This is a genomic window from Nocardia sp. JCM 34519.1 (assembly GCF_020361265.1).
Classification (GTDB): domain Bacteria; phylum Actinomycetota; class Actinomycetes; order Mycobacteriales; family Mycobacteriaceae; genus Nocardia; species Nocardia arthritidis_A.
Map to the genome: position 1 here is coordinate 172448 of NZ_JAIRBR010000014.1, position 20290 is coordinate 192737.

Here is a 20290-nt window from a genome sequence, read left to right on the forward strand (position 1 = left end):
GTGGCCCGGCGAAAATCGCCGGGCCACACCGGAGGCCGTCAGCGCGCGGCTACGGTGACGCGGGCGGCGGCCAACTCGTCGGCCTCGGCGAGTTCGGCGTCCTCGTCGTGGATGTATTTGCCGCCGGAGAGGTAGGAGGCGGCCGCGGCGAGGAACATCATGACGGCGGCGGAGATGAAGACCACCAGGAGGCCGGAGTGGAAGGGGCCGGTGAGTAGGTGGGGGAAGAATTCCTGGCCGGTGAGCGCGTCGGCGTTGACGCCCGGTTTGGCCAATTCGCCGGTGGGGCCGAGCAATTCCTGGATCGGGTTGTAGCCGAGGAAGGCGGCGAACAGGCTGCCGACCGGCGGCAGTCCGGCGACCTCACCGGCGGCGGTCGCCGAAACCCCTTGTGCCCGTAGGCCGGAATCCAGGGCCGAGGGCAGGCTGGCGGCCAGGCCGATCACCATGAGGGAGAAGAAGATTCCCATCGACAGCGCATTGCCGCCGTTGAACAGCGTGCCGCGCATGCCGGAGGCGGCGCCGCGCTGCGCCGCTGGCACGCTGGACATGATGGCGGCGGTGTTGGGCGAGAAGAACAGTCCGCTTCCGATGCCGTTGAGCAGGATGATCAGCGCGAACAGCCAGTAGTTGAAATCGACCGGGATGACGAGCAGCAGCAGGAAGGTCACCCCGGCGAGCAGCGCGCCGCCGGTGGTGAACGGCCTGGCCCCGTAGCGGTCCGAGAGCCAACCCGAAAGTGGGCCCGCCGCCAGGAATCCCACGGTGAGCGGGAGCAGGTAGATACCGGCCCACAGCGGTGTCGATTCGAAGCTGAATCCGTGCAGTGGCAGCCAGATGCCCTGCAGCCAGATGATCAGCATGAACTGCATGCCGCCGCGGCCGATGGAGACCATCAGTTGGGCGAAGTTGCCGAGGCCGAACGCCCGGTTGCGGAACAGCCCGAGGTGGAACATCGGTTGGGCGACCTTCGACTCCACCACGCAGAACACACCGAGCAATACGAGCCCGCCGATGACGGCCGACAGCACCCACGGGCTGGTCCAGCCGGTGGTGTGTCCGCCGTAAGGCTGGATGCCGTAGGTGATTCCGGTGAGCAGTGCGGTGAGCCCGAGCCCGAAGGTGATGGTGCCCGCCCAGTCGACCTTGCCCGCGGAACGCACGCCGACCTCGTGCAGCGACCGGTACGACCACACGGTGCCGAGGATGCCGATCGGCACGCTCACCCAGAACACCGCGCGCCAATCCCATTCGGACAGCACCCCGCCGATCAGCAGCCCGAGGAATGAACCGGCAACGGCCGCAACCATATTGATGCCGAGCGCGGTGCCGCGCTGTTTGGCCGGGAACGCGTCGGTGAGGATGGCGGTGGAGTTGGCGGTGAGCATCGCGCCGCCGACGCCCTGGACGACGCGCCACACGATGATCCACAGCGCGCCCGCCCCGCCCTGGAGCGGATCGAAGGACAGCGCGACCGCGCACAGCGCGAAAACCAGGAAGCCCAGGTTGTAGACCCGGACGCGTCCGTAGATATCGCCGAGCCTGCCGAACATCACCACGAGCACCGCGGTGGCGAGCAGATAGCCCATCAACATCCACAGCAGATAGCCGACGTTGCCCGCCTCCAGCGGGTTCAGCCCGATGCCGCGGAAGATGGCGGGCAGCGAGATGAGCAGGATCGAGGAGTTGATGGTGGTCAGCAGGATGCCGAGGGTGGTGTTGGTCAGGACGATCCACTTGTAGTGCGGGTGGTCCCGGTCGTAGCGCAGCCTGCGGCGGATGGTCTGAACCTCACCGAGGTCGAGATCATTTGAAATCGTCACGTCGAAGCCCCTAATGATTCATTATCTCAGCAAACTATATAGTTAGCTGATGTAACTATCAAGACCTCACGGTACGGACCGCACGCGGCCAGCATCGGGCCAGCGCCAACAGATGGTCGAGTTCGGCGGCCAGATCCCTGGCGATGAACTCGGGCCGGGCGGTGGCCGGAAGCGGTTCACGGCCAAGCGATTCCACGCGCACGGCGTGGGCGAGCCAACGCGCGTAATCGGCGGGAACATCCCGCCGCTCCCCCATGGGAACCCGCTGCTCCAGATGCATCAGCGCATCCCGGATCTCCACCACCATCCGGTAGCGCTGGGAAACCGAATCCCGCGCCACCCCGGCCGCCGGCCGCAGCACGACCTCGGGCACCGCCGCCGTGACATCCCGCCACAGCCGGTGCAACCTACGCATATCCCGACCCGCCCGGTCCCAGCCCATCCGCTCGAGCAGCACATCCAGCAGCGGTACCCCGGTCAGCGCGATGACGGCCATGAAAATCAGGCATGCCGGGATGGTCCAGTCCCTGGCCGGGCTGACCAGCTCGCCGCCGCAAAGCACGATTACCCCGCTGGCGATCGCGGAATATCCCCACACCAGCGCGGCGAGCAGCAGCAGGCCGAACCACAGCCTGCCGCGGGTCGACCCATCGGCGGACCGGACCTCGCGCAGACACTGCCGCGCGGTCCGCCCGGCCACCAGCAGCATCGGAATGTTGAAAATCGCCCAAACGACCAGGGTTTCCCAGGTGAGACCCGATTCGGCAGGTCGCCCGATGATCAGCACCGCGACCGCGCCCGGCGCGCCGATGGCGTTGTACAGCAACTGCTTACGCCGGGTGGTCCGGATATCTCCACCGTCGAAGAGCCGGACCACCCCGTAGAAGTTCGCCATGGCCATCACCCCGCAGGCGAGGAAGAGCCGATAGCCCGCATCCGCGAACGAGCGGCCGATACTGGCCTCATAGGCGATCAAGGCCCCGAGTATCCAGCTCAGCGTGACATTGATCAGGCGATGCGCTGCGGTGTCGTTCAGCAGCAGCCAACGCCCGCAGGTGATCATCGCGGTGAAGACCGTCGCCAATACCCCGACAGCGAACGGCACCGGCTGGTTCATCCGCGTCCGGGCAGCGCTCGGCTCGGATCGCTGATCGGTGGTGGCTCGGATTTCATCGGCCGTAACAGTAATTCATCGGCCGGGCACCCGATTCAGCTCGTCGCGGCCTTGCGATAGCCGCGCACCGCGAGCAGGCCGAAGGCCAGCGCCAGCCCAGCCGACCAGGCGAGCGTCCCCAGCAGCGGGCCCGCGACCGGTCCGTCCAGCATGAGCCCGCGCATCGCCTCGATGGCGCAGCTCATCGGCTGTACCCGAACGATCGGCTGCAACCAGCCGGGATAGTTCGACACCGGGGCGAAACCCGAATTGAAGAACATGCCGATCAATACGACGGCGGCGAAGATCTGCGCCACCTGATCGCCGATCCGGGAGACCCCGACCACGATCACCATCGGCGTCCAGCCCGCGATGACGAGCACCGGAACCAGCAGCGCACCGAGTGCACCGGGCACGCCGTGATGGAAGCGCAGCCCGAGAACGAAGCCGACAAGCAGCACCACCGCGGCCGTGGCCAGCGCCCGAACGCATTCGGCGAGCAGCCGTCCGAGCAATCCGGCAGACCGGTGCACCGGCAGCACCCAGAAGCGCCGCAGCAGCCCGCTCTGCCGCTCGCCGTACAGCGAGATCCCCGTGCCCATCGCGCCGTACAGCGCCCCGGAGACCGCGATCATCGGCACGAAGCCGTAGATGGGTTCGCCGCCGCCCGCGGTGCGCAGCGATTTGCTCAACACCAGATCGAAGAGCAGGAGCAGCAGGATCGGCAGCACCAGTGTGGTGGTGAACACCTCCTGCTGCCTGCGCCAGCGCCGCAGCAGGCGACCCGTCTCGACCAGACTCTGCACCACAAGGCTCATCGCCGCCGCCTTTCCACCCGAAGTGCGAACAGCGCCGCCGCGACCAACAGACCCGCCGTCCAAACCACCGCGAGAACGACCTCGGATCCCGTTCTGCCGTCGGCGAGTTCGCGCAGCGCGGCGGTAACGACGGATACCGGCTGGTTGCGTGCGAAGGGCTGGATCCAGCCCGGGAAGCCTTCCGCCGGAACGAAACCCGTCGAGGTCAGCATCAGCAGCAGTTGCGGGACGAACAGCACGGTGCCGCCCAGTTCGGGATTGCCCGTCGCGGTTCCGAGCGCATCCGATGCCAGCACCACCGCGGCGCCGAACCCGAGCACCAATGCGATGAAGGCCGCACCGGTGCCGAAGCCGTGGAAGCGAAAGCCGAAGGCAAGGCCGATGATCAGTGCACCAGCCAGTGCGGCGGTCGCGCGGACCGCGTTCGCCGACATCCGCGCGGCGGGCGGCACCCAGGGCAGCACGGGCATTGACCGCAACCGGGTTCCCATACCGCCCAACACTTCCCGGCCCGCGCGATCGGCGGCGAACATCGACGCGAAGAACATCGCCTGCAGCGCGATCAACGGCAACAGGTATTGGGCGTAGTTCAGGCCGGTCGCCTCCATCGAACGGCGCAGCGGCACATGGACACAGACGAAGAAGGTGACCGGCGCGGTCGACGCGAGCAGCAGATCGCCCTCGCGCACCGCGGCCCGAATGCTGCGCTCGCTCAATGCCGTCCACTGCATGGTCGGTGGGACATGCAGTGCGGGGGTATTTTTCGTAAAGGTCACGCCGACACCTGCGGCTTGGTGAGCTCGATGAACACCTCATCCAGCGATGGGCGGCGCAGCGCGATATCGATCAGCTCGATATTCGCCTCGGTGATCTGCCGCAGTGCCGCCGCGAGCGTCGCCGCACCGTCCGGTGCGGGCAGCGACACCCGGTCGCCGGATTCCGCGATGGTGACCGCCCCGATCTCGGACAGCAGCGCGGCCAACGCGGGTACCGTCGCCGCCTCGACCGGCACCACCTCGCACAGGCTCATCCCCATGCGCGCCTTGAGCTGATCGGCGGTGCCCTCAGCGATCACCGCGCCCCGGTCGACCACGATGATGTTGTCGCTCAACACATCCGCTTCCTCCAGGTACTGTGTGGTGAGCAGCACCGTGACGCCCTGCGCCTTGAGCGAGCGGATCAGCGACCAAAGGCTCTGCCTACTCACCGGATCCAGTCCGGTGGTCGGCTCGTCGAGGAACACCACCCGCGGCGGACGGACCAGGCCGCACGCGATATCGATCCGCCGCCGCATCCCGCCGGAGTACTGGCCGACCCGCCGATCGGCGGCCTCCGTCAGCTCGAATTGCACCAGTAGTTCATCGGCCCTGGCGCGAGCCGCCTTGCGGCGCAACCCCATCAGCCGCCCGAACAGCACCAGGTTCTCCCGGCCGGTGAGCATTTCGTCCAGCGCGGCGTACTGCCCGGTGAGCATGATCGAACCGCGCACCGCCGCGGCCTCGGTCACCACGTCGTAACCGGCCACTACGGCTCGGCCCGCGTCGGGCCGCACCAGGGTGGACAGCACCGATACGGTGGTCGTCTTCCCCGCGCCGTTCGGTCCGAGCACGCCGAGCACGGTGCCGGCCCGCGCGGTGAAGCTGATGCCCCGTAGCGCGCGCACCGCGCCGAACGATTTCTCGACGGATTCGACCACGATCGCCAGTTCCGTGTCCGCCACCCTGCTCTCCGTTTCGTTTGTCGCACTTGACTTTTCGTCGGCCGACCGATGCCCGCGGCACGCATGACGGATGCCGGACCCAGCCGAGCTCCCGGTATCAATGGGCGAGCAGCCCGACGACCTCGTCCAGCGACGCGCCGCCGAGGATCGCGGTCACCGGCAGTTCGCGCCGCAGGTCGGCCTCGATTCGCTTGCGCAGATCCAGGGCCTGGAGGGAATCCAGCCCCAGCGCGACCAGCGGTGTCGATCCGTCGATCGGCGCGTCGGCGTCCATGCCCATCACCTCGCACAGCGCGAAACGCACTCGGTCGGCTGTGTTTTCGGCGATATTTCGCGTCGGCGTCGTTGGGGCGGCAGCCGGTACCGGCGACGGGTCCGGGCGCGGCGCCTTGTCCGCCAGATGTTCGAAAAGCGGTGCCAGTCCGATGAATTCGGTCACCGCGCGAACAGTCGGCCAATCGGCAGCCGCGACAAGGCGATTCGCGGCGTGCGTGGTCAGGCCGAGTTCGATCGCGGCCGCGGGATCCATCGCCGACAGCCCGGTGCCGTCGGTGCGGGCGAGCGCCTCCTCGCGTCCGTGGCCGACCGCGGGCCACAGACCCCACTGCACCGAGGTACAGGCGATCCCTCGCGCGCGCCACCGGCTCGCCATCGCGTCGAGCATCCGGTTCAGCGCACCGTAGATCATATTGCCGCGCCCGCCGACCGTCGCGGTCAACGACGAGCAGAGCACCACACGTCCATCATTCGACAGCGGCACGTGCCGGATCACTCGGTCGATGCCGAGGATCTTCGGTGCGGCGGCGGCCCGCACCGCGGCGGCGCCGTCCTCGGCCGCCGCGACATAGTCGACCGCGGCGTGCACGATCAGATCGGCCGGACGCGCCCGGAATTCCGCGCCGAGCGCGCGTACCTGTTCCTCATCGGTGATATCGCAGGTCCGAATCGCGATCTCGGTCGTGCCGCCGCGGATCCGCTCGATCCGCCGGACCGCGTCCGCATCGCCCCCGGACCGGCTCACCAGCGTGATCCGCCCGGCGCCGCGACGGGCGAAGTATTCACAGAACTCGACGCCGAGCTTGCCGGTGCCGCCGATCACCAGCACCACGCCCAGGTCGGCGGCGCACAGCGGCCGCCCGGCGGCCTCATCGGTGGCGATCAGGCGCTTGACGTAGACGCCGCCCGCCCGGCAGGCAATCTCCGGTTCCGCGGCAATGTGAATCGCGCCGACGAGCGCCTTGGCCGAGTCGACGATCGGCCCGCCCGCGGGCAGATCCAGGTGCCGCAACGCCGTGCCCGGTCGCTCGACGGCCAGCGCGCGGAATCCGGCTTGCGCCGCCGCCTGCCACGTATCGATGACATCGTCGGGGTCCACCTGCTCGCTACCGCCGGTCACCAGCCACACGTCGCCGATGCCGTCGAGTTCCGGCAGCCACGAACGGTCGCCGAGGAATTCGGCGAGCTCGGCCACCGCGGCCTCGATATCGGCATCGGAGCGGCGGAGCAGCAGTATCACGGCCGTATCCGGCGTGCCGTCGAGCTTCGCGCCGTGACGCGGGGCGACGGCGCGAATCGCTTCGGCGAGTTCGGTATTCGCGCCGCTCGGGTCGACGATGGCGATGGTCCGTGGACGGACCAGGCTGCGCCGATCCAACCGGGTCCACTGTTCGATCAACCGCTCGGGTTTCGCGAATTCCGGTGCGGCAGCGGCAACCTCGTCACGCTGCTGCCGATATTCGAACGGCGCCCATAGCGTCTTCGAATTCATCTGGGTGTTCGGGAAGTCGAGCAGCGGCAACCGGGGCCGGTCGTCGGCGGTCTTGTGCCGCAGCGTCTGCCACGGATAGTTCAGGTCGTTGACCGCGACGGTCACCAGGTTGCGGGTGAATTCGCCGAGGGTTTCCGCGGTGCGGCGCGCGGTCGCGATGGCGTGGTAGTCGCGGGGTGGGGCCAGCGTGGCCAGGTTCTCCTGCACCGCTAGCAAAAGTGTTGGGTGATCGGCGATTTCGACGAAGGTGTCGACGCCACGCGCCGCGGCCGCTGCGATGGCCAGGTCGAAGCGGACCTTGTTCCGCAGATTCCAGTACCAGTAGTCGCCCACCGGTAGATCCGGGGTGATGGCATCGCCGAGGGTGCCGCCGAGGCAGTCGATTTCGGTGGCGGCGAAGACCGGGCTATCCAGCTTGCCGGTCAGGCTTTCGCAGAATTCGGTGCGATATTTGCTGACGTAGGAGGTGTGCGCCGGGTAGGAGACGCGAATTTCCTTGGCGAACTTGCCGTCCGCGTTCAACGTAGCGACCACGTCGGCGACCATTTCACGCTCGCCGGAGATGGCGAGGATATGCGCGGAGTTCACCACCGAAAGTTCGGCCCAGCCCGAATTGCGGGCCAGCAGCCGCTCGCACTCCTCGCGATCGACGCCGACAACGGCCATCGAGTAGGCATCGGAGAAACCGCGCTCGTTTGCCAGCTCGTCGACCAGGTTGGCGCGCAACGTGACGACTCGGATGCCGTCGGCCGGCGAGATCAGCCCCGAGACGCATGCGGCGGCGATCTCGCCCTGGCTGTGGCCGACCGTGACGGCGGGCGCGACCCCCGCCGCCCGCCACATCGCCGCGAGCCCGATCATCTGCAGGAAAAGCGCGGGCTGCACGATGCGGACGTCGTCGGCCATACCGCCGTCGTCGAGCAGATAGGCGAGCGGCGAAATCCGGTACAGCCGTTGGAATTCCGCCTCGCATTCGTCGACCGCCGCCCGGAATACCGGCGAATGCTCGTAATACGGCCGTCCCATGCCGGGCCGCTGACTGCCCTGGCCGGGGAATACGTAGCCGATCTTGCGGGCCGTCGCGGATTTCGCGGTGCACACCACCGCGGGATGCGCCGCGCCCGACACCACCGCGGCCAGTGCGGCGCACAGCTCGGCCCGGTCGGATGCCAGCACCAGCGCGCGGTGACGGCGCGCCGTGCGGGTGCGGAAGATCATGTCCGCCACCGCATCCGGTGTGAGGCCGGGCCGGGATTCGAGATAGGCCAGCAGCGCGGTGGCCTCGCGGCGCAGCGCGTCGTCGGTATCCGAGCACACCAGGACCGGCACGCGCCCATCGGGCAGCAGATAACTAGACATAGAGTTCCTCTTCCAGTTCCGGCATTGCGAGCACCGCGTGTGCGTTGGTGCCCGAGACGCCGAAGGAGGACGCGGCCGCGTACCGGACGCCGTCGATCGGCGCCCAGTCATCCGGCCTCGCGGCCAGGCGCAGGCCGGAGGACGCCCAGTCGACCGCGCTGGTCGGGTTATCGGCGAATCTGGTCGGCGGTATCCGGCCGTGCAGACCGCTCAGCAGTACCTTGATCAGGCCGAGCAGACCTGATGCGGCCTGCGCGTGCCCGAGATTCGATTTGACCGAGCCGAGCCGCCCTGCGGAGTAAACCTCTTGCAGGGCAGCCAATTCCAGCGGATCGCCGACCGTGGTGCCGGTGCCGTGCCCCTCGATCAGCCCGACCATCTCGGGTTCGACACCCGCCGCCGCGACAGTCGCCCGGATGAGGCGCACCTGCGCGGCTTTGCTCGGCACCGCGATCGGCGCACCCTTGCCGTTGTGATTCACCCGCGTCGCGAGTACCCGGCCGTATACCCGATGGCCGAGCCGTTCGGCGCGTGATTCCCGTTCCAGCACAACAACTCCGGCACCCTCGCCCCAGAGTGTTCCGGTCGCGTCGGCCGAATACGGCTTGCACTGACCGTCGATGGACAGCGCGTTGTTCTTCGAGAATTCGAAAAACGCCGCGGGCGAACCCATCACGCACACGCCACCGGCCAATGCCCAATCGCACTCGCCCGCCCGGATCGCCGCGGCGGCCAGGTGCAGCGCCGAGATCGATGACGCGCACGCGGTATCCACCGTCATCGACGGCCCGATCAGGCCGAAACAGTGCGAGATCCGCCCGGCCACCGCGCCGAGGGCCGAGCCGGTCACCCGGTAGCCGGTGTACTCGTTCGCCGCGGCGGCGTGCGGGCCGTACTCGGTATACGACGCGCCGAAGTAGCAGCCGACCTCCGCTCCGGCCAGCTCACGGGGATTGATGCCGGTGTTCTCCAGCGCGCGCCACGCGACGCGCAGCGCCACCCGCTGCTGCGGATCCATCGCGACGGCCTCGCGTGGCGTGATACCGAATAGGGCGGGATCGAATTCCGTTGCTTCGGTGAGGAACCCACCGGCATCCGGCACCTGCCGCCAGCCCTCCCGCGCACCGAGCGAAAGGATCTCATCGATCGGCCAGCCGCGATCGCGTGGGAACGGCCCGATCAGATCGCGGGATTCGGCGATCGCCGCCCAGTAGTCGGCCAGGGTGTGCACACCGCCGGGCGCCTCGACCGCCATGCCTGCGATGACGATGGGGTCGTAGCTGTCGTACGCACTCATCGGCGCACCGAAACCGGTTCGGCCGAGAGGAGTTCGGCGATGCCCGCGACATGGTCGTGCAGGTAGAAGTGGCCACCGTCGAACAGCGTTACGGCCAGCTCACGATCCGTATGCCGCTGCCACTCGTACAGGTCGCCCATCGTGACGTGCTCGTCGTCACTACCGCCCATGGCGTGGATATCGGTGCGCAGCAGCACATCCCGCCCGCAGGCGTAGGCATCGAAGGCGCGGTAGTCGGCCTTCAGCACCGGCAGGGTCATCCGCATCAGCTCCCGGTTCGTCAGCACATCGGCACCGGTTCCGTTGAGCCCGACGAGGTGATCGAGCAGCTGCTCGTCCTCGGTGGGATGCGGCGGCAGGTCTGCCACCAGCCAGGGCGCGACCGCCCCGGATACCGCGAGCAGCCGGATCGGGAGCCCGGCGGTCTCGGCCAGCCTGGCGAATTCGAAGGCGACAAGCGCACCCATGCTGTGCCCGAAGAGCGTAAGGGGCGCACCACTATCGAGCGACGATGAGCGGAATTCGGCGAAGGCGCCCGCCGCGATCTCGGGCAGCGTACCCAGCGCGGGTTCGTGCACTCGATCCTGACGGCCCGGATACTGGAACAGGGTGACGTCGAACCGCTCGCTCAGCGCCTTGGAGAACGGACGGTAGATCGACGCGCCACCGCCGGCGTGCGGGAAGATGAGCAGCGGCGCCGGATCCTCGGCACGTGGACGGTGGAACTTCCTTAGCCAACCTGGTGTTTGCACGATTTCTCCTAGATCGCCTTGCGTCACTGCCACATTCGCCGCATCAGCAGCGCCGCCATGTCGTCGTCGGTCAGCACCGGCGCCGCGCCGATCGCCGCATCGGGGTCGGCGGCGATGCGGTGCAGTGCGTTTCGGAATGCGGTTTCGACGATCTCGGCCTCGCCCGCGTCGAACGCGTCCTCGGCGTAGAAGATCATCACCCGCGTCCCGGCGCCCGGCAGCAGCGAATTGGCCGGGAAAACCATGAGCAGCAGGGCATTGTCGGTGGCGCCGCCGCCCTCGAAGGAGACCAGGTCCAGGCCGCCGTCGGTGAGCAGCCGCGCGAGTTCGTCGCGCCCCGGCGGGTACGACTGGAGCACGAACATGCTGTCGAACAACTTGCGCGCGCCCGCGGCCCGCAGCGCCGAGGTGAGCCGGAACTGGTGGTGTTCCAGCAGATCCAACCGGATACGTTGCGCCTCGTCCAGTTTCGCCCGCCAGCTGGCGGCCGGATCCAGCTCGACGACCACCGGGATGGTGTTCACGAAGCAGCCGATGGCGGTGTCCACATCGTCCAAGTCGGCGGGCCTGCCGGAAACCACCTCGCCGAACACCACCGAATCGTTCCCGGTGACGCACCGCAGCACGCTCGCCCACGCCAGCTGGCAGATCATGCTGAAGGTGGTGCCGAGTTCGGCGGCCAGCCCGGTCAGCCGCTCGACCACTGCGGGGTCGACGGTGAAGTCCCGTGCCGCTGGTACGCCGCCCGCACCCGGCACCCGATTCGGCGCGACGATGCACGGCTCGGCCCGGCTCAGATAACCCTGCCACGCCGCCTCGGTCGCCGCGGCGCCGCGTTCGAGGTGGGTGAGGAAGCGGGCGAAAGTGTCCGGCTTGCCGAGTGGTTCGGCGGCGCCGTCGCTGAAGTAGTCGGCAAAGATCTCCCGCGGCAACAGCTGACCCGACCAGCCGTCGGTCAGGATGTGGTGCAGGGTGAGCATCAGCAGGTGTTCATCGCCGGGCTGATGGATCACCACGGCGCGGATCAGCGGGCCGACGGAAAGGTCGAACGGTTCGGCCAGATCGGTTTCGAAATAGGCGCGCACCTTAGCTTTCGGATCCGCGGCCGCGGTGTAATCGAGCTCGGCGACCGGGATCGGAACGTGGTCGGTGACAATGCCGTACGGCTGCCCGCTATGCGAAACCGAAACCACCACACGCAGATTCGGGTACCGGTTCAGCACGGTGTCCAGCGAACGGCGCAGCCTCGGCATATCGAGTTCGCCGCGGACGGTGATCATCGTCTGCACCGTGTACAGGTCGCGGCCCGAGGTGCTCAGCGCGGTGTAGTACAGGCCGGCCTGCATCGGCGCGAGCGGATACACGTCTTGGAAGGAACCGTATTTCGCCAGCCAGCGGTCCAGATCGGACTGGGTGACGCCGGTGGCGAGCACATCGCTCGGGGTGAGCCGCCGAATCGGATCGGCCCGCAACGCATCCGCCATCTCGCGCAGTCCGGACACCCACAGCTCGGCGAGTTCGCGTACCGCGCCTTCGCCGATCGCGCCGGACGGGTATCGGAACGACGCGCGCAGCACAGGCCCGTTACCGTCGGTGAGCGTCACGGTGTTGATATCCAACAGCGCGGGCGCGGACATGGTGTCGTTCGCGTTGCCGCCGAGGTACCCGAACTCCGGTGCGGCGGACCAATCCTCGACCGGACCGGCGGCGGTGGGCGCGGCGAACCGGCCCATGTAGTTGAAGCTCAGCTGCGGTGCGGCGTACCGCGCCAAGGTATTCCGGGCCTCCGGGTGCAGCCAGCGCAGCAGACCCCAGCCGATGCCGGAGTCCGGCACGGCGAGCAACTGCTCCTTCACCGCCTTGACCGCGCCGACCATATCCGGCTCGGCCCCGACCGTGAGCGCTACCGGGTACGCGGTAGTGAACCAGCCGACCGTGTTGGCGAGATCCACACCGGCGAAGAGGTTTTCGACACGACCATGCCGTTCCATGGTGAGCGCGACGGCCTCGGTGTCGGTGCCGTGCGCCGCGCGATACCGGCGCACGGCAACGGCCAGCGCGGCCACCTGGATGTCGAGGAAGTCGCAGCCGAACAGCTGGGCCCCGGTGGTCATCAGGTACTCGGTCGCGACGGCGCCGAGCTCCGCGGTGATCTCGGCGACGGTCGAGACGGTGTCGACGGCCGGATCGAAGGCGCGGCCGCCGAGCGGCGGGTCCGGGCATTCGGCGGCGCGAATCCAGAACGGGAGTTCGGCCGCCATGACATCGGACCCGGCGTGGCGCAGCAGCTCCGTATTCCAGGCCTGCACCGAAGTGCCCTGTCCCGCGGTCGAATACGTCTCGTTCGCCCACAGCTGGCGCAGGTCATCGTTGATGATCCGCCACGAGACCCCGTCCACCACCAGGTGATGCAGCACCAGCAGCAGCCGACCGAATGCGTGATCGTCGGTGCGCACCCATGCCGCGCCCACCATGCGTCCGGCCGCCGGATCCAGCGCCGCGCTGAGTTCACGCACCTGTGCGCTCAATGTCTCGGCCGCAGTGACTTCCCATGCGGCACGGTCGATTTCGATCTCGACCAGTGCCGGATAGCCGAACGGCTCGTCCGCGGTCGGCACGTAGTACGCGAGCGCGCCATCCGGGTCACGGGCGATCCGGGCGCGCAGCAGCGGATGCCGATCGACGATCTCTTCGACCACCGTCTTCAGCCGGTCGAACGAGCTCTCGGCCGGCGTCACCACCGCGGTGGCCTGGCTGTACGCGGAGTAGTCCGCATTCCCCGTGACCAGCTGCGCCGCAATCGGGTTCAGCGGAATCCAGCCGGTGCCGTCACCCACCTCCGCGATCACGGCCGCCTCGGTATCGGCCGGTGCGGTGGCCGCGGCGATGGCCGCGATGGTGCGCGCCTCGAATAATGCGCTGGTGGTGATGAGCAGCCCGCGCTTCTTCAACCCGGACGCCATACGGATGGCGCTGATGGAATCGCCGCCGAGCGCCAGGAAGTCGTCGTCGGCAGCCAATTCGGTGGTCGCGGGCAAGCCGAGCACCTGCCGGATCACCTCCGCCACAGCGTGTTCCGCCGATGCGCGCAGCGCGCGACCGCGGCCGGTGTTGTGCAGATCCGGCACCGGCAGCGCCCTGCGGTCGAGTTTGCCGTTGGCGGTCAACGGCAACTCGGCCAGCCGCACCAGCGCGGCCGGGATCATGTAGTCGGGCAGCCGATCGGCCAAATGCCGGCGGATCGTCTCGGCGTTCGCGTCCTCGGTGCCGGTGACCAGCGGCGAATCCGGTTCGGGCACATAGTAGGCGACCAATGCCGCGCCCCCGGCGCGCTGGACGGCGACCGCAGCGGCCGCCGCGATGCCGTCCACCTGGCGCAGCACCGAGCCGACCTCACCGAGTTCGATGCGGTGGCCGCGGATCTTGACCTGATCGTCGGCCCGGCCCAGGTATTCCAGGCTGCCGCTGGGATGCCAGCGCACGATATCGCCGGTGCGGTACATCCGCGCGCCCGGCTCGTCGGCGAACGGGCACGCGACGAAGGCGGCCGCGCTCAGCCCCCGCCTGCGGTGGTAGCCCTGGGCCAACTGCACGCCGCCGAGATACAACTCGCCGGTGACGCCGGGCGGCACCTGACGCAGCCGCTCGTCCAGCACGTAGACCGACGAATTCCATTCGGGCAGACCGATCAATGCCGACCGGAACTCCTCCGGCCGGGCCAGTGCGCCCGCGAAATCCTCGTGGGTGAGGTCCATGGCCGCCTCGGTCGGGCCATACAGTCCGAGCACCGTTCCACCGAAGACCCGGCTCGCCTCCTCGACCAGCGGCGGCGGTACCGCCTCGCCGCCGAGATAGACGAATCGCATGGAGCGCAGCCGATCCGGATCCGGGTCGGCGTCGAGGAAGGCGCGGACCACGCTCGGCACCAGCGAGATCTGGGTGATGCGATGGCGGTGGATGATCCCGGCCAGCGCCTGCACGTCGGCCTGCCACCAGTCCGGCGGCGGCAGCACCGTCGCCGAACCGGTGCACAGCGCGTTCACCAGTTCGAATACCGAGACGTCGAAGCCGATCGGCGCCTTCTGCAGAATGCGCTCGGCGCCGAACCCGAGGTAGTCGCGCATCCACTGGACGTGGTTGGCCACCGCCCGATGGTTGATCACCACGCCCTTGGGCCTGCCCGTCGTGCCCGAGGTGTACAGCAGGTAGGCAGCGTCGAGTGGGTGGATCGGGCGGGTGAGCTCATCCGGTCGCAGCGACGAATCATCGTGCCGGGCAAGCTGTTCCGTCACGGCCGGATCGTCGAGGTCGAGCACCGGCGCAGCATGCGGATACTCGCCGGAGGCGGATACGACCACAACGGTGGGTTCGGCATCGCCGAGCAGATATTCGATGCGATCGGCCGGGTAGCTCGGATCGATGGGCACATAAACCGCGCCCGCCCGCAGTACCGCGGCGAATACCACCGGCAGCCGTTCGCTGCGCTCGGCGTATACGCCGACCCGATCACCCACCCGCACACCGCGTTCGATCAACAATCGCGCGAATCCGTTGACCCGCGACTCGAATTCGGCGTACGTGAGCTCGATGTCGCCGAATATCACCGCGATCCGGTTCGGATAGGTTGCGGCCGAATGCCGGATCATCGCGTCGACCGTCGAACGCTCGATCGGCACGACGCCGCCGCGCGACCAGGTCTGCACCGCGGCTCGGTCGGCGGGCGAGAGCACGAGCAGCCGGTCCAGCGGCGCGTCCGCGGTGGCGTCGGCCAGCGTGCGATCGATGTAGTCGTGCAGTCGCTCGATCGTCGACGCATCGAAAAGGTCCGTACGGTAATTGATCTGGACCTCGACCCGGTCGGCATGCATGAACGCCTCGACCGCGATCGGCAACAGTGCGGCGCCATGGTCGGCCAGCTGCCAACTGGTGGTCGCGCCGGGCAGCCGCGGCCCGTCGATCTGCTGGTGCAGGAACAGCACCATCGTGTCGAACAGGCGTGAGCCGACATTGCCCGTCGCCCGGTTCACCGCACGAACCAGCATCTCCTGCGGAAAATGCTTGTGCCGGAAGGCCGCCGCGGTCACCGAACGCACCTGCTCGATCAGCGCGCCGAAGGTCGGCGCGCCCGCGGTGAGCCGCAGCGGCAGCATATTGCTGAGGTTGCCGATCAGCTGGTCCATACCGGACTCTTCGCGATTGGCCACCGTGGTGCCGACGACGATATCGGACTGTCCGGTCATCCGGCGCAGCGCGACGTAGTACGCGGCGAGGAAGACGGTGAACGGCGTCGCGCCCGAATTCGCGCTCAGCGCGCGCAGATTCGCATCGGCGGCGGCGCTGAGCAGCCGGTCCAGCCGGGTGCCGCGCTCGGTGACGGTAGCGGGCCGCCGGTTGTAGGGCAGTTGCAGTTCGGGCACCTCACCGTCGAACTGTCCGGCCCAGAATGCCTCCGCCGCATGGTGGTCCGTCTCGGCGAAGCGATCCTGCTCCCATTCCGCGAAATCGGCGACCTGTCTGCGCAGCGGTTCCACCCGCAGCGAATCCGTCAGCGCCGCACGGTAGAACCGCTCGATATCCCGCGAAAGCGCGGGCAGCGTCATACCGTCCCATGCGATGTGCTGAATCACCAGCACCACAACCACGGTGTGCGGATCGCGGCGCACGAAGGTCAGCCGCATCGAGGATTCCCGTGACAGATCGAAGGTTTCCGTGGCGGCCGCCGCGACCAGTTCGTCGAGCTCACGTGCCGCGTCCGCCTCGGCAAGCCCGGTGAGGTCGACATCGCGCACCCGCGGCGGCAGTTCGGCGTGTATCAGCTGGTAGGGCTCGCCCTGCTCGTCGTTGTGGTAGGTGGTGCGCAGTACCTCGTGCCGCTCGGCGAGTGCGCGGAAGGCGCGGCGCAGCGCGATGGCGGACACCTCACCGGTGAAAGTCAATGCGAGGCAGAGGTTGTAGGCGGTGCTTTCCGGCGCGATCTGCTGGTGCGCCCACACGTAGCGCTGCCCGAACGAGAGGGCAGCGCGGGTGGGGTCCCGCCGCACCGGCACTCCGGGCGCGGCGTCCAACCCCTCCTGAGCGAGCCGGACCCGCATGGCCTCCTGTAGGTCTTCCAGCGATCGCATCTACGTCAAACCAATCCTTCGTCGATAACCAGTGCGGCTATACCGGGGCGGGCTCGGGCACCCGCACCTCGGCCAAATCCAGCAGAATTCGGCAAACCTGTTCCAGCCGTTGCGGATTCGACGCCGTAGCGCGCAACCCGGCGGCAATACCGCGCGCGGTGCGGCCGTCGAAGACGCCGGTGACCCCGAAATCGGATACCGCGAGCAGGCCGCGAATCTGTCCGGTGAACCGCGTCGCCAGGATCGAATCGCCACCGGCGTCGAAGAAGTCGGTCTCGACTCCGATCCGCTCGGCGCCGAGCACCTGGGCGGCAATGAATTCCACCGCCGCCTCCACCGCATCGGCGGGCGGCACGTATGCCGCGCGGGCAGCGGGGTCGTCCGCGCCGAGCGCACGGCGGATGGCGGCCCGGTCCAATTTGCCGTTCGCGGTCAGCGGGAGATCAGCGCGGACCTCCAGCCGGTCCGGAATCATATAGCTGGGCAACATCTTTCGCAGTGCCGCGGTGATCTCGTCGGCGGGGGCCGCCGCGCGCACTGCGGCCGCCAACCGGCCCGCCTCGGTACGCAGTGCCACGGCCTCGTCCACCCCGGGCAGCGCGGCAAGCGCGGATTCCACCTCGCCGAGTTCCACCCGGTAGCCGCGGATCTTCACCTGATGGTCCGCGCGGCCGAGGAAGTCGACGGTACCGTCGGGCAGGTAGCGCGCCAGATCGCCGGTGCGATACCAGCGCCCGCCCGCCGATTCGACGAATCGATCGGCGGTGCGCTCCGGATCGCCGCGGTAACCGTCGGCGACGCTCGCGCCGCCGATCCACAGCTCGCCGGGCACCCAATCCGGGCAGTCCTCGCCGCGCTCGTTGACCACCCGCAGCCGCACATTGGCCAGCGGCTTACCGTATGGCACATTGGCCCATTCGGCCGGGAAATCGTCGGTGACCTCGCATACGGTCGAATGGATCGCGGTTTCGGTGGTGCCGCCGAGCCCGACGAAGCGCAGCCCCGGCACGGTTGACCGAAGTCGCTGCGCCAGTTGCGTTTTCACCCGATCACCGCCGGTGAGCACGAGGCGCAGGGTGGTCAGCTGGTCCGGTGTCGCGGTATCGGCGAGCATGGTGACGAGCCCCGGCGCGCAATTCAGCACGGTGACACCGGCTTCGGCGATGAGCGAGGCCCAGGCCGCCGCGTCACGCTCGCTCGCGGTATCGACACAAACCAGCGCGCCGCCGCGGGACAGCGGGCCGAAGATGTCGTACACCGACAGGTCGAAGCCGAGCGCGGACAGCCCGATCGTGCGATCGTCCGCGCCGATGCCGAAGCGGGTGTCGATGGCGTCGATGGTGTTCGCCGCCGCGCGGTGACTCACCTCGACGCCCTTGGGCTCGCCGGTGGAGCCCGAGGTGAACAGCACGTACGCCACCGCGTCCGGATCGGTGTCGTGCGGGCGCGGCAGCCGCGAATCGATCAGCGCATCGGCGAGCGGCAGGGCGGTCACCCCGTCCGGCATACCCGTTACGTCCTCTACTAGCGCCACGGACACGTTGCCGCGCAACAGGATTCGGTCGCGGCGCAGATTCGGCTGATCGGTACCGATCGGCAGGTAGGCAGCGCCCGCGGCGAGCACGCCGAGCACTGCTGGGATCTGCCGGTGGCCCTTGGGCAGGATGACCGCGACGGTGTCGCCGGGACGCACGCCCGCCTCGGTCAGCGCGTGTGCCACCGCGAGCGCCTGATCGGCCAGTTCGCCATAGCCGAGCGTGCCGCCGTCGCGCCAGCGCAGCGCGGTCCGCTCCGGCTGTCGCCGGGCCAGTTCGAAGAACGCGCCATGCAGGGTGCGCGTACCGAGCTCGAATGCGCTGTCGTTGGCCGCCGCCCGCACCGCGCGCTGGTCGGCGGGCAGTTCGACCAGCAGATCCGCGGTCCAGTCGGCATCCGGCTCGACCAGCGCGTCCAGCGTGCGGCGGAACTGCTCGAACATCGCGTCGGCCACACCGGCGGGCAGCGCGTCGCGGCGGATATCCCAGTTCACCAGCAGGCCGCCGTGCAACTCGACCACCTGCGCGTCCAGATCGACCTGCGGACCCTGCGAAAGGATCCACACCGGTGTGCCCAGCGTCCGAATCACCCGCTCGGAGAACAGTTCTCCGAGATCGAGGCCGGAGGTGAACACCACCGACGGCGTCACCGGCGCGCCGCGCAGCCGCCCGAGGTCGCGCAGCACATCCAGCCCTTCGTAACCGGAATGCGCCGCGCAGGTGTGCAATTCGCGCTGCAGCCGCTTGGCCCGCGCCACCATCGACTCGCCGAGGCCGGCGTCGACATCGACCAGCACCGAATTGGTGAAATCGCCGACGACCCGGTCGATCTCGTCGTGCAGCGGCTCGCGGTTGAACAGCGGCACATTCAGCAGGAAGCGCTGGCGGGCCGACCAGCGGGCGATCACCTCACCGAAGACGGTGGCCAGTGCGACCGCGGGCGTGACGCCGTGACCGTGTGCCTTCGCATGCAGCCGGGCCTTGGCCGCGGCATCGAACCAGTGGTGCAGCCGGATGCTGCGGGACGGGTCGCGCCGCTCGCTCTCCGGCAGCACCGGCAGCGACGGGATGTCGGGCAGTTCGGGCAGTTTGCGCTCCCACCACTGCCGGTCGGCGGAATTATCTTGTGTGGTGCGCTCTTTGGCCGACAGATAGTCGCGGAAGGTGTAACCGACCGGATTCGGGTCGGCGGCGTCGGATTCGTACAGCGCGGCGAGGTCGTCCAGGATCCTGCGGTAGCTCTGGGCGTCGGCGGCGACCATATCGACGTCGAGGTGCAGGCGATGGCCGCCATCCGGCAGCAGCGTGACCGCGATATCGACAACCCGGCCCGCCGCGATATCCATCCGCTGGTGGCTCTTGTCCTGCCGAATCCGCGCCAATTCGGTTGCGGCGACTTCCGGGTCGGCTCCGGCGAGATCGTTGATCGTGCACACCGGCAGCGGCGGCTCCGGCATGATCCGCTGGGTGCCGCTGTCCAGGAACTGCGCGCGCAGCATGTCGTGCCGCCGCAGCAGCCGCTCGGCCGCCCGCCGCAGCCGCTCGGCATCCATTCCGGCGCCGTCGAATTCGACGTAGAGGTGGGCGGCGACGCCGCCGAGGCGCTGATCCTGCCTGCGGCCGACCCAGTAGGCGTGCTGCATGGTGGCCAGCGCGAATTCATCTGTGCCGGAACGGCTTTCCTCGGTACCGGGCTGGTCCGGTGCGACCGATTCGGGTACGCCGAGCAGCCCGGCCCATGCGCCGATGGTCGGCTCCAGGGCGAGGCTCGAACTGCGCACGTCGTAGCCCTGCTTGCGCCACTTCGACGCGAGGCGCATGAGCATCATCGAGTGCATACCCAGGCTCACCAGGTCGTCGTCGTCACCGATCGTCTCCTGAGCGATGCCGAGATTCTCCGCGACGATCGCGCGAATTTCCGCCTTGCCGAGCATCAGACTCCT

At 68.4% G+C, this 20290-nt stretch carries 10 protein-coding genes; all 10 read right to left on the reverse strand.

Annotated elements, in window-relative coordinates; genetic code table 11:
* Positions 1-38: 38 nt before the first annotated feature.
* Positions 39-1817: an MFS transporter gene (locus LGY53_RS29380; protein WP_225729975.1), complete on the reverse strand. Its 1779-nt coding sequence runs from the start codon at positions 1815-1817 to the stop codon at positions 39-41.
* Positions 1818-1881: 64 nt separating this feature from the next.
* Positions 1882-2928, reverse strand: a complete 1047-nt coding sequence (locus tag LGY53_RS29385) for a DUF6545 domain-containing protein (RefSeq protein WP_225729936.1) — start codon at positions 2926-2928, stop codon at positions 1882-1884.
* Positions 2929-3032: 104 nt separating this feature from the next.
* Positions 3033-3794, reverse strand: coding sequence for an ABC transporter permease (locus LGY53_RS29390; RefSeq protein WP_225729937.1), 762 nt, complete (start codon positions 3792-3794; stop codon positions 3033-3035).
* On the reverse strand, positions 3791-4570 hold the full coding sequence (locus LGY53_RS29395; RefSeq protein ID WP_225729938.1) for an ABC transporter permease: 780 nt from the start codon (positions 4568-4570) through the stop codon (positions 3791-3793). Before LGY53_RS29395 ends, LGY53_RS29390 begins: the two co-directional genes overlap by 4 nt.
* Positions 4567-5514 (reverse strand): ATP-binding cassette domain-containing protein, encoded by a 948-nt coding sequence (locus LGY53_RS29400; protein WP_225729939.1) that lies wholly within the window; start codon positions 5512-5514, stop codon positions 4567-4569. The genes LGY53_RS29395 and LGY53_RS29400 overlap by 4 nt, the downstream gene beginning before the upstream one ends.
* A gap of 97 nt (positions 5515-5611) precedes the next feature.
* Positions 5612-8641 carry a nocobactin polyketide synthase NbtC gene (gene nbtC / locus LGY53_RS29405; RefSeq protein ID WP_225729940.1) on the reverse strand — a complete coding sequence of 1010 codons (3030 nt, stop codon included), beginning with the start codon at positions 8639-8641 and terminating at the stop codon, positions 5612-5614.
* Entirely contained in the window at positions 8634-9938 is a 1305-nt protein-coding gene (locus tag LGY53_RS29410) for a polyketide synthase (RefSeq protein ID WP_225729941.1), read from the reverse strand. Before LGY53_RS29410 ends, nbtC begins: the two co-directional genes overlap by 8 nt.
* Positions 9935-10693, reverse strand: a complete 759-nt coding sequence (locus LGY53_RS29415; protein WP_225729976.1) for a thioesterase II family protein — start codon at positions 10691-10693, stop codon at positions 9935-9937. Before LGY53_RS29415 ends, LGY53_RS29410 begins: the two co-directional genes overlap by 4 nt.
* Positions 10694-10713: 20 nt before the next feature.
* Positions 10714-16812 carry a non-ribosomal peptide synthetase gene (locus tag LGY53_RS29420; protein ID WP_225729942.1) on the reverse strand — a complete coding sequence of 2033 codons (6099 nt, stop codon included), beginning with the start codon at positions 16810-16812 and terminating at the stop codon, positions 10714-10716.
* 37 nt (positions 16813-16849) lie between these two features.
* Positions 16850-20281 (reverse strand): non-ribosomal peptide synthetase, encoded by a 3432-nt coding sequence (locus LGY53_RS29425; RefSeq protein WP_225729943.1) that lies wholly within the window; start codon positions 20279-20281, stop codon positions 16850-16852.
* Positions 20282-20290: the final 9 nt, after the last annotated feature.

Bases quoted from the DNA above. Each gene is read 5' to 3' on its own strand.
- LGY53_RS29420 (WP_225729942.1), bottom strand. From the start codon at position 16,812: ATGCGATCGCTGGAAGACCTACAGGAGGCCATGCGGGTCCGGCTCGCT.
- nbtC (WP_225729940.1), bottom strand. From the start codon at position 8,641: ATGTCTAGTTATCTGCTGCCCGATGGGCGCGTGCCGGTCCTGGTGTGC.
- LGY53_RS29425 (WP_225729943.1), bottom strand. From the start codon at position 20,281: ATGCTCGGCAAGGCGGAAATTCGCGCGATCGTCGCGGAGAATCTCGGC.
- LGY53_RS29410 (WP_225729941.1), bottom strand. From the start codon at position 9,938: ATGAGTGCGTACGACAGCTACGACCCCATCGTCATCGCAGGCATGGCG.
- LGY53_RS29390 (WP_225729937.1), bottom strand. From the start codon at position 3,794: ATGAGCCTTGTGGTGCAGAGTCTGGTCGAGACGGGTCGCCTGCTGCGG.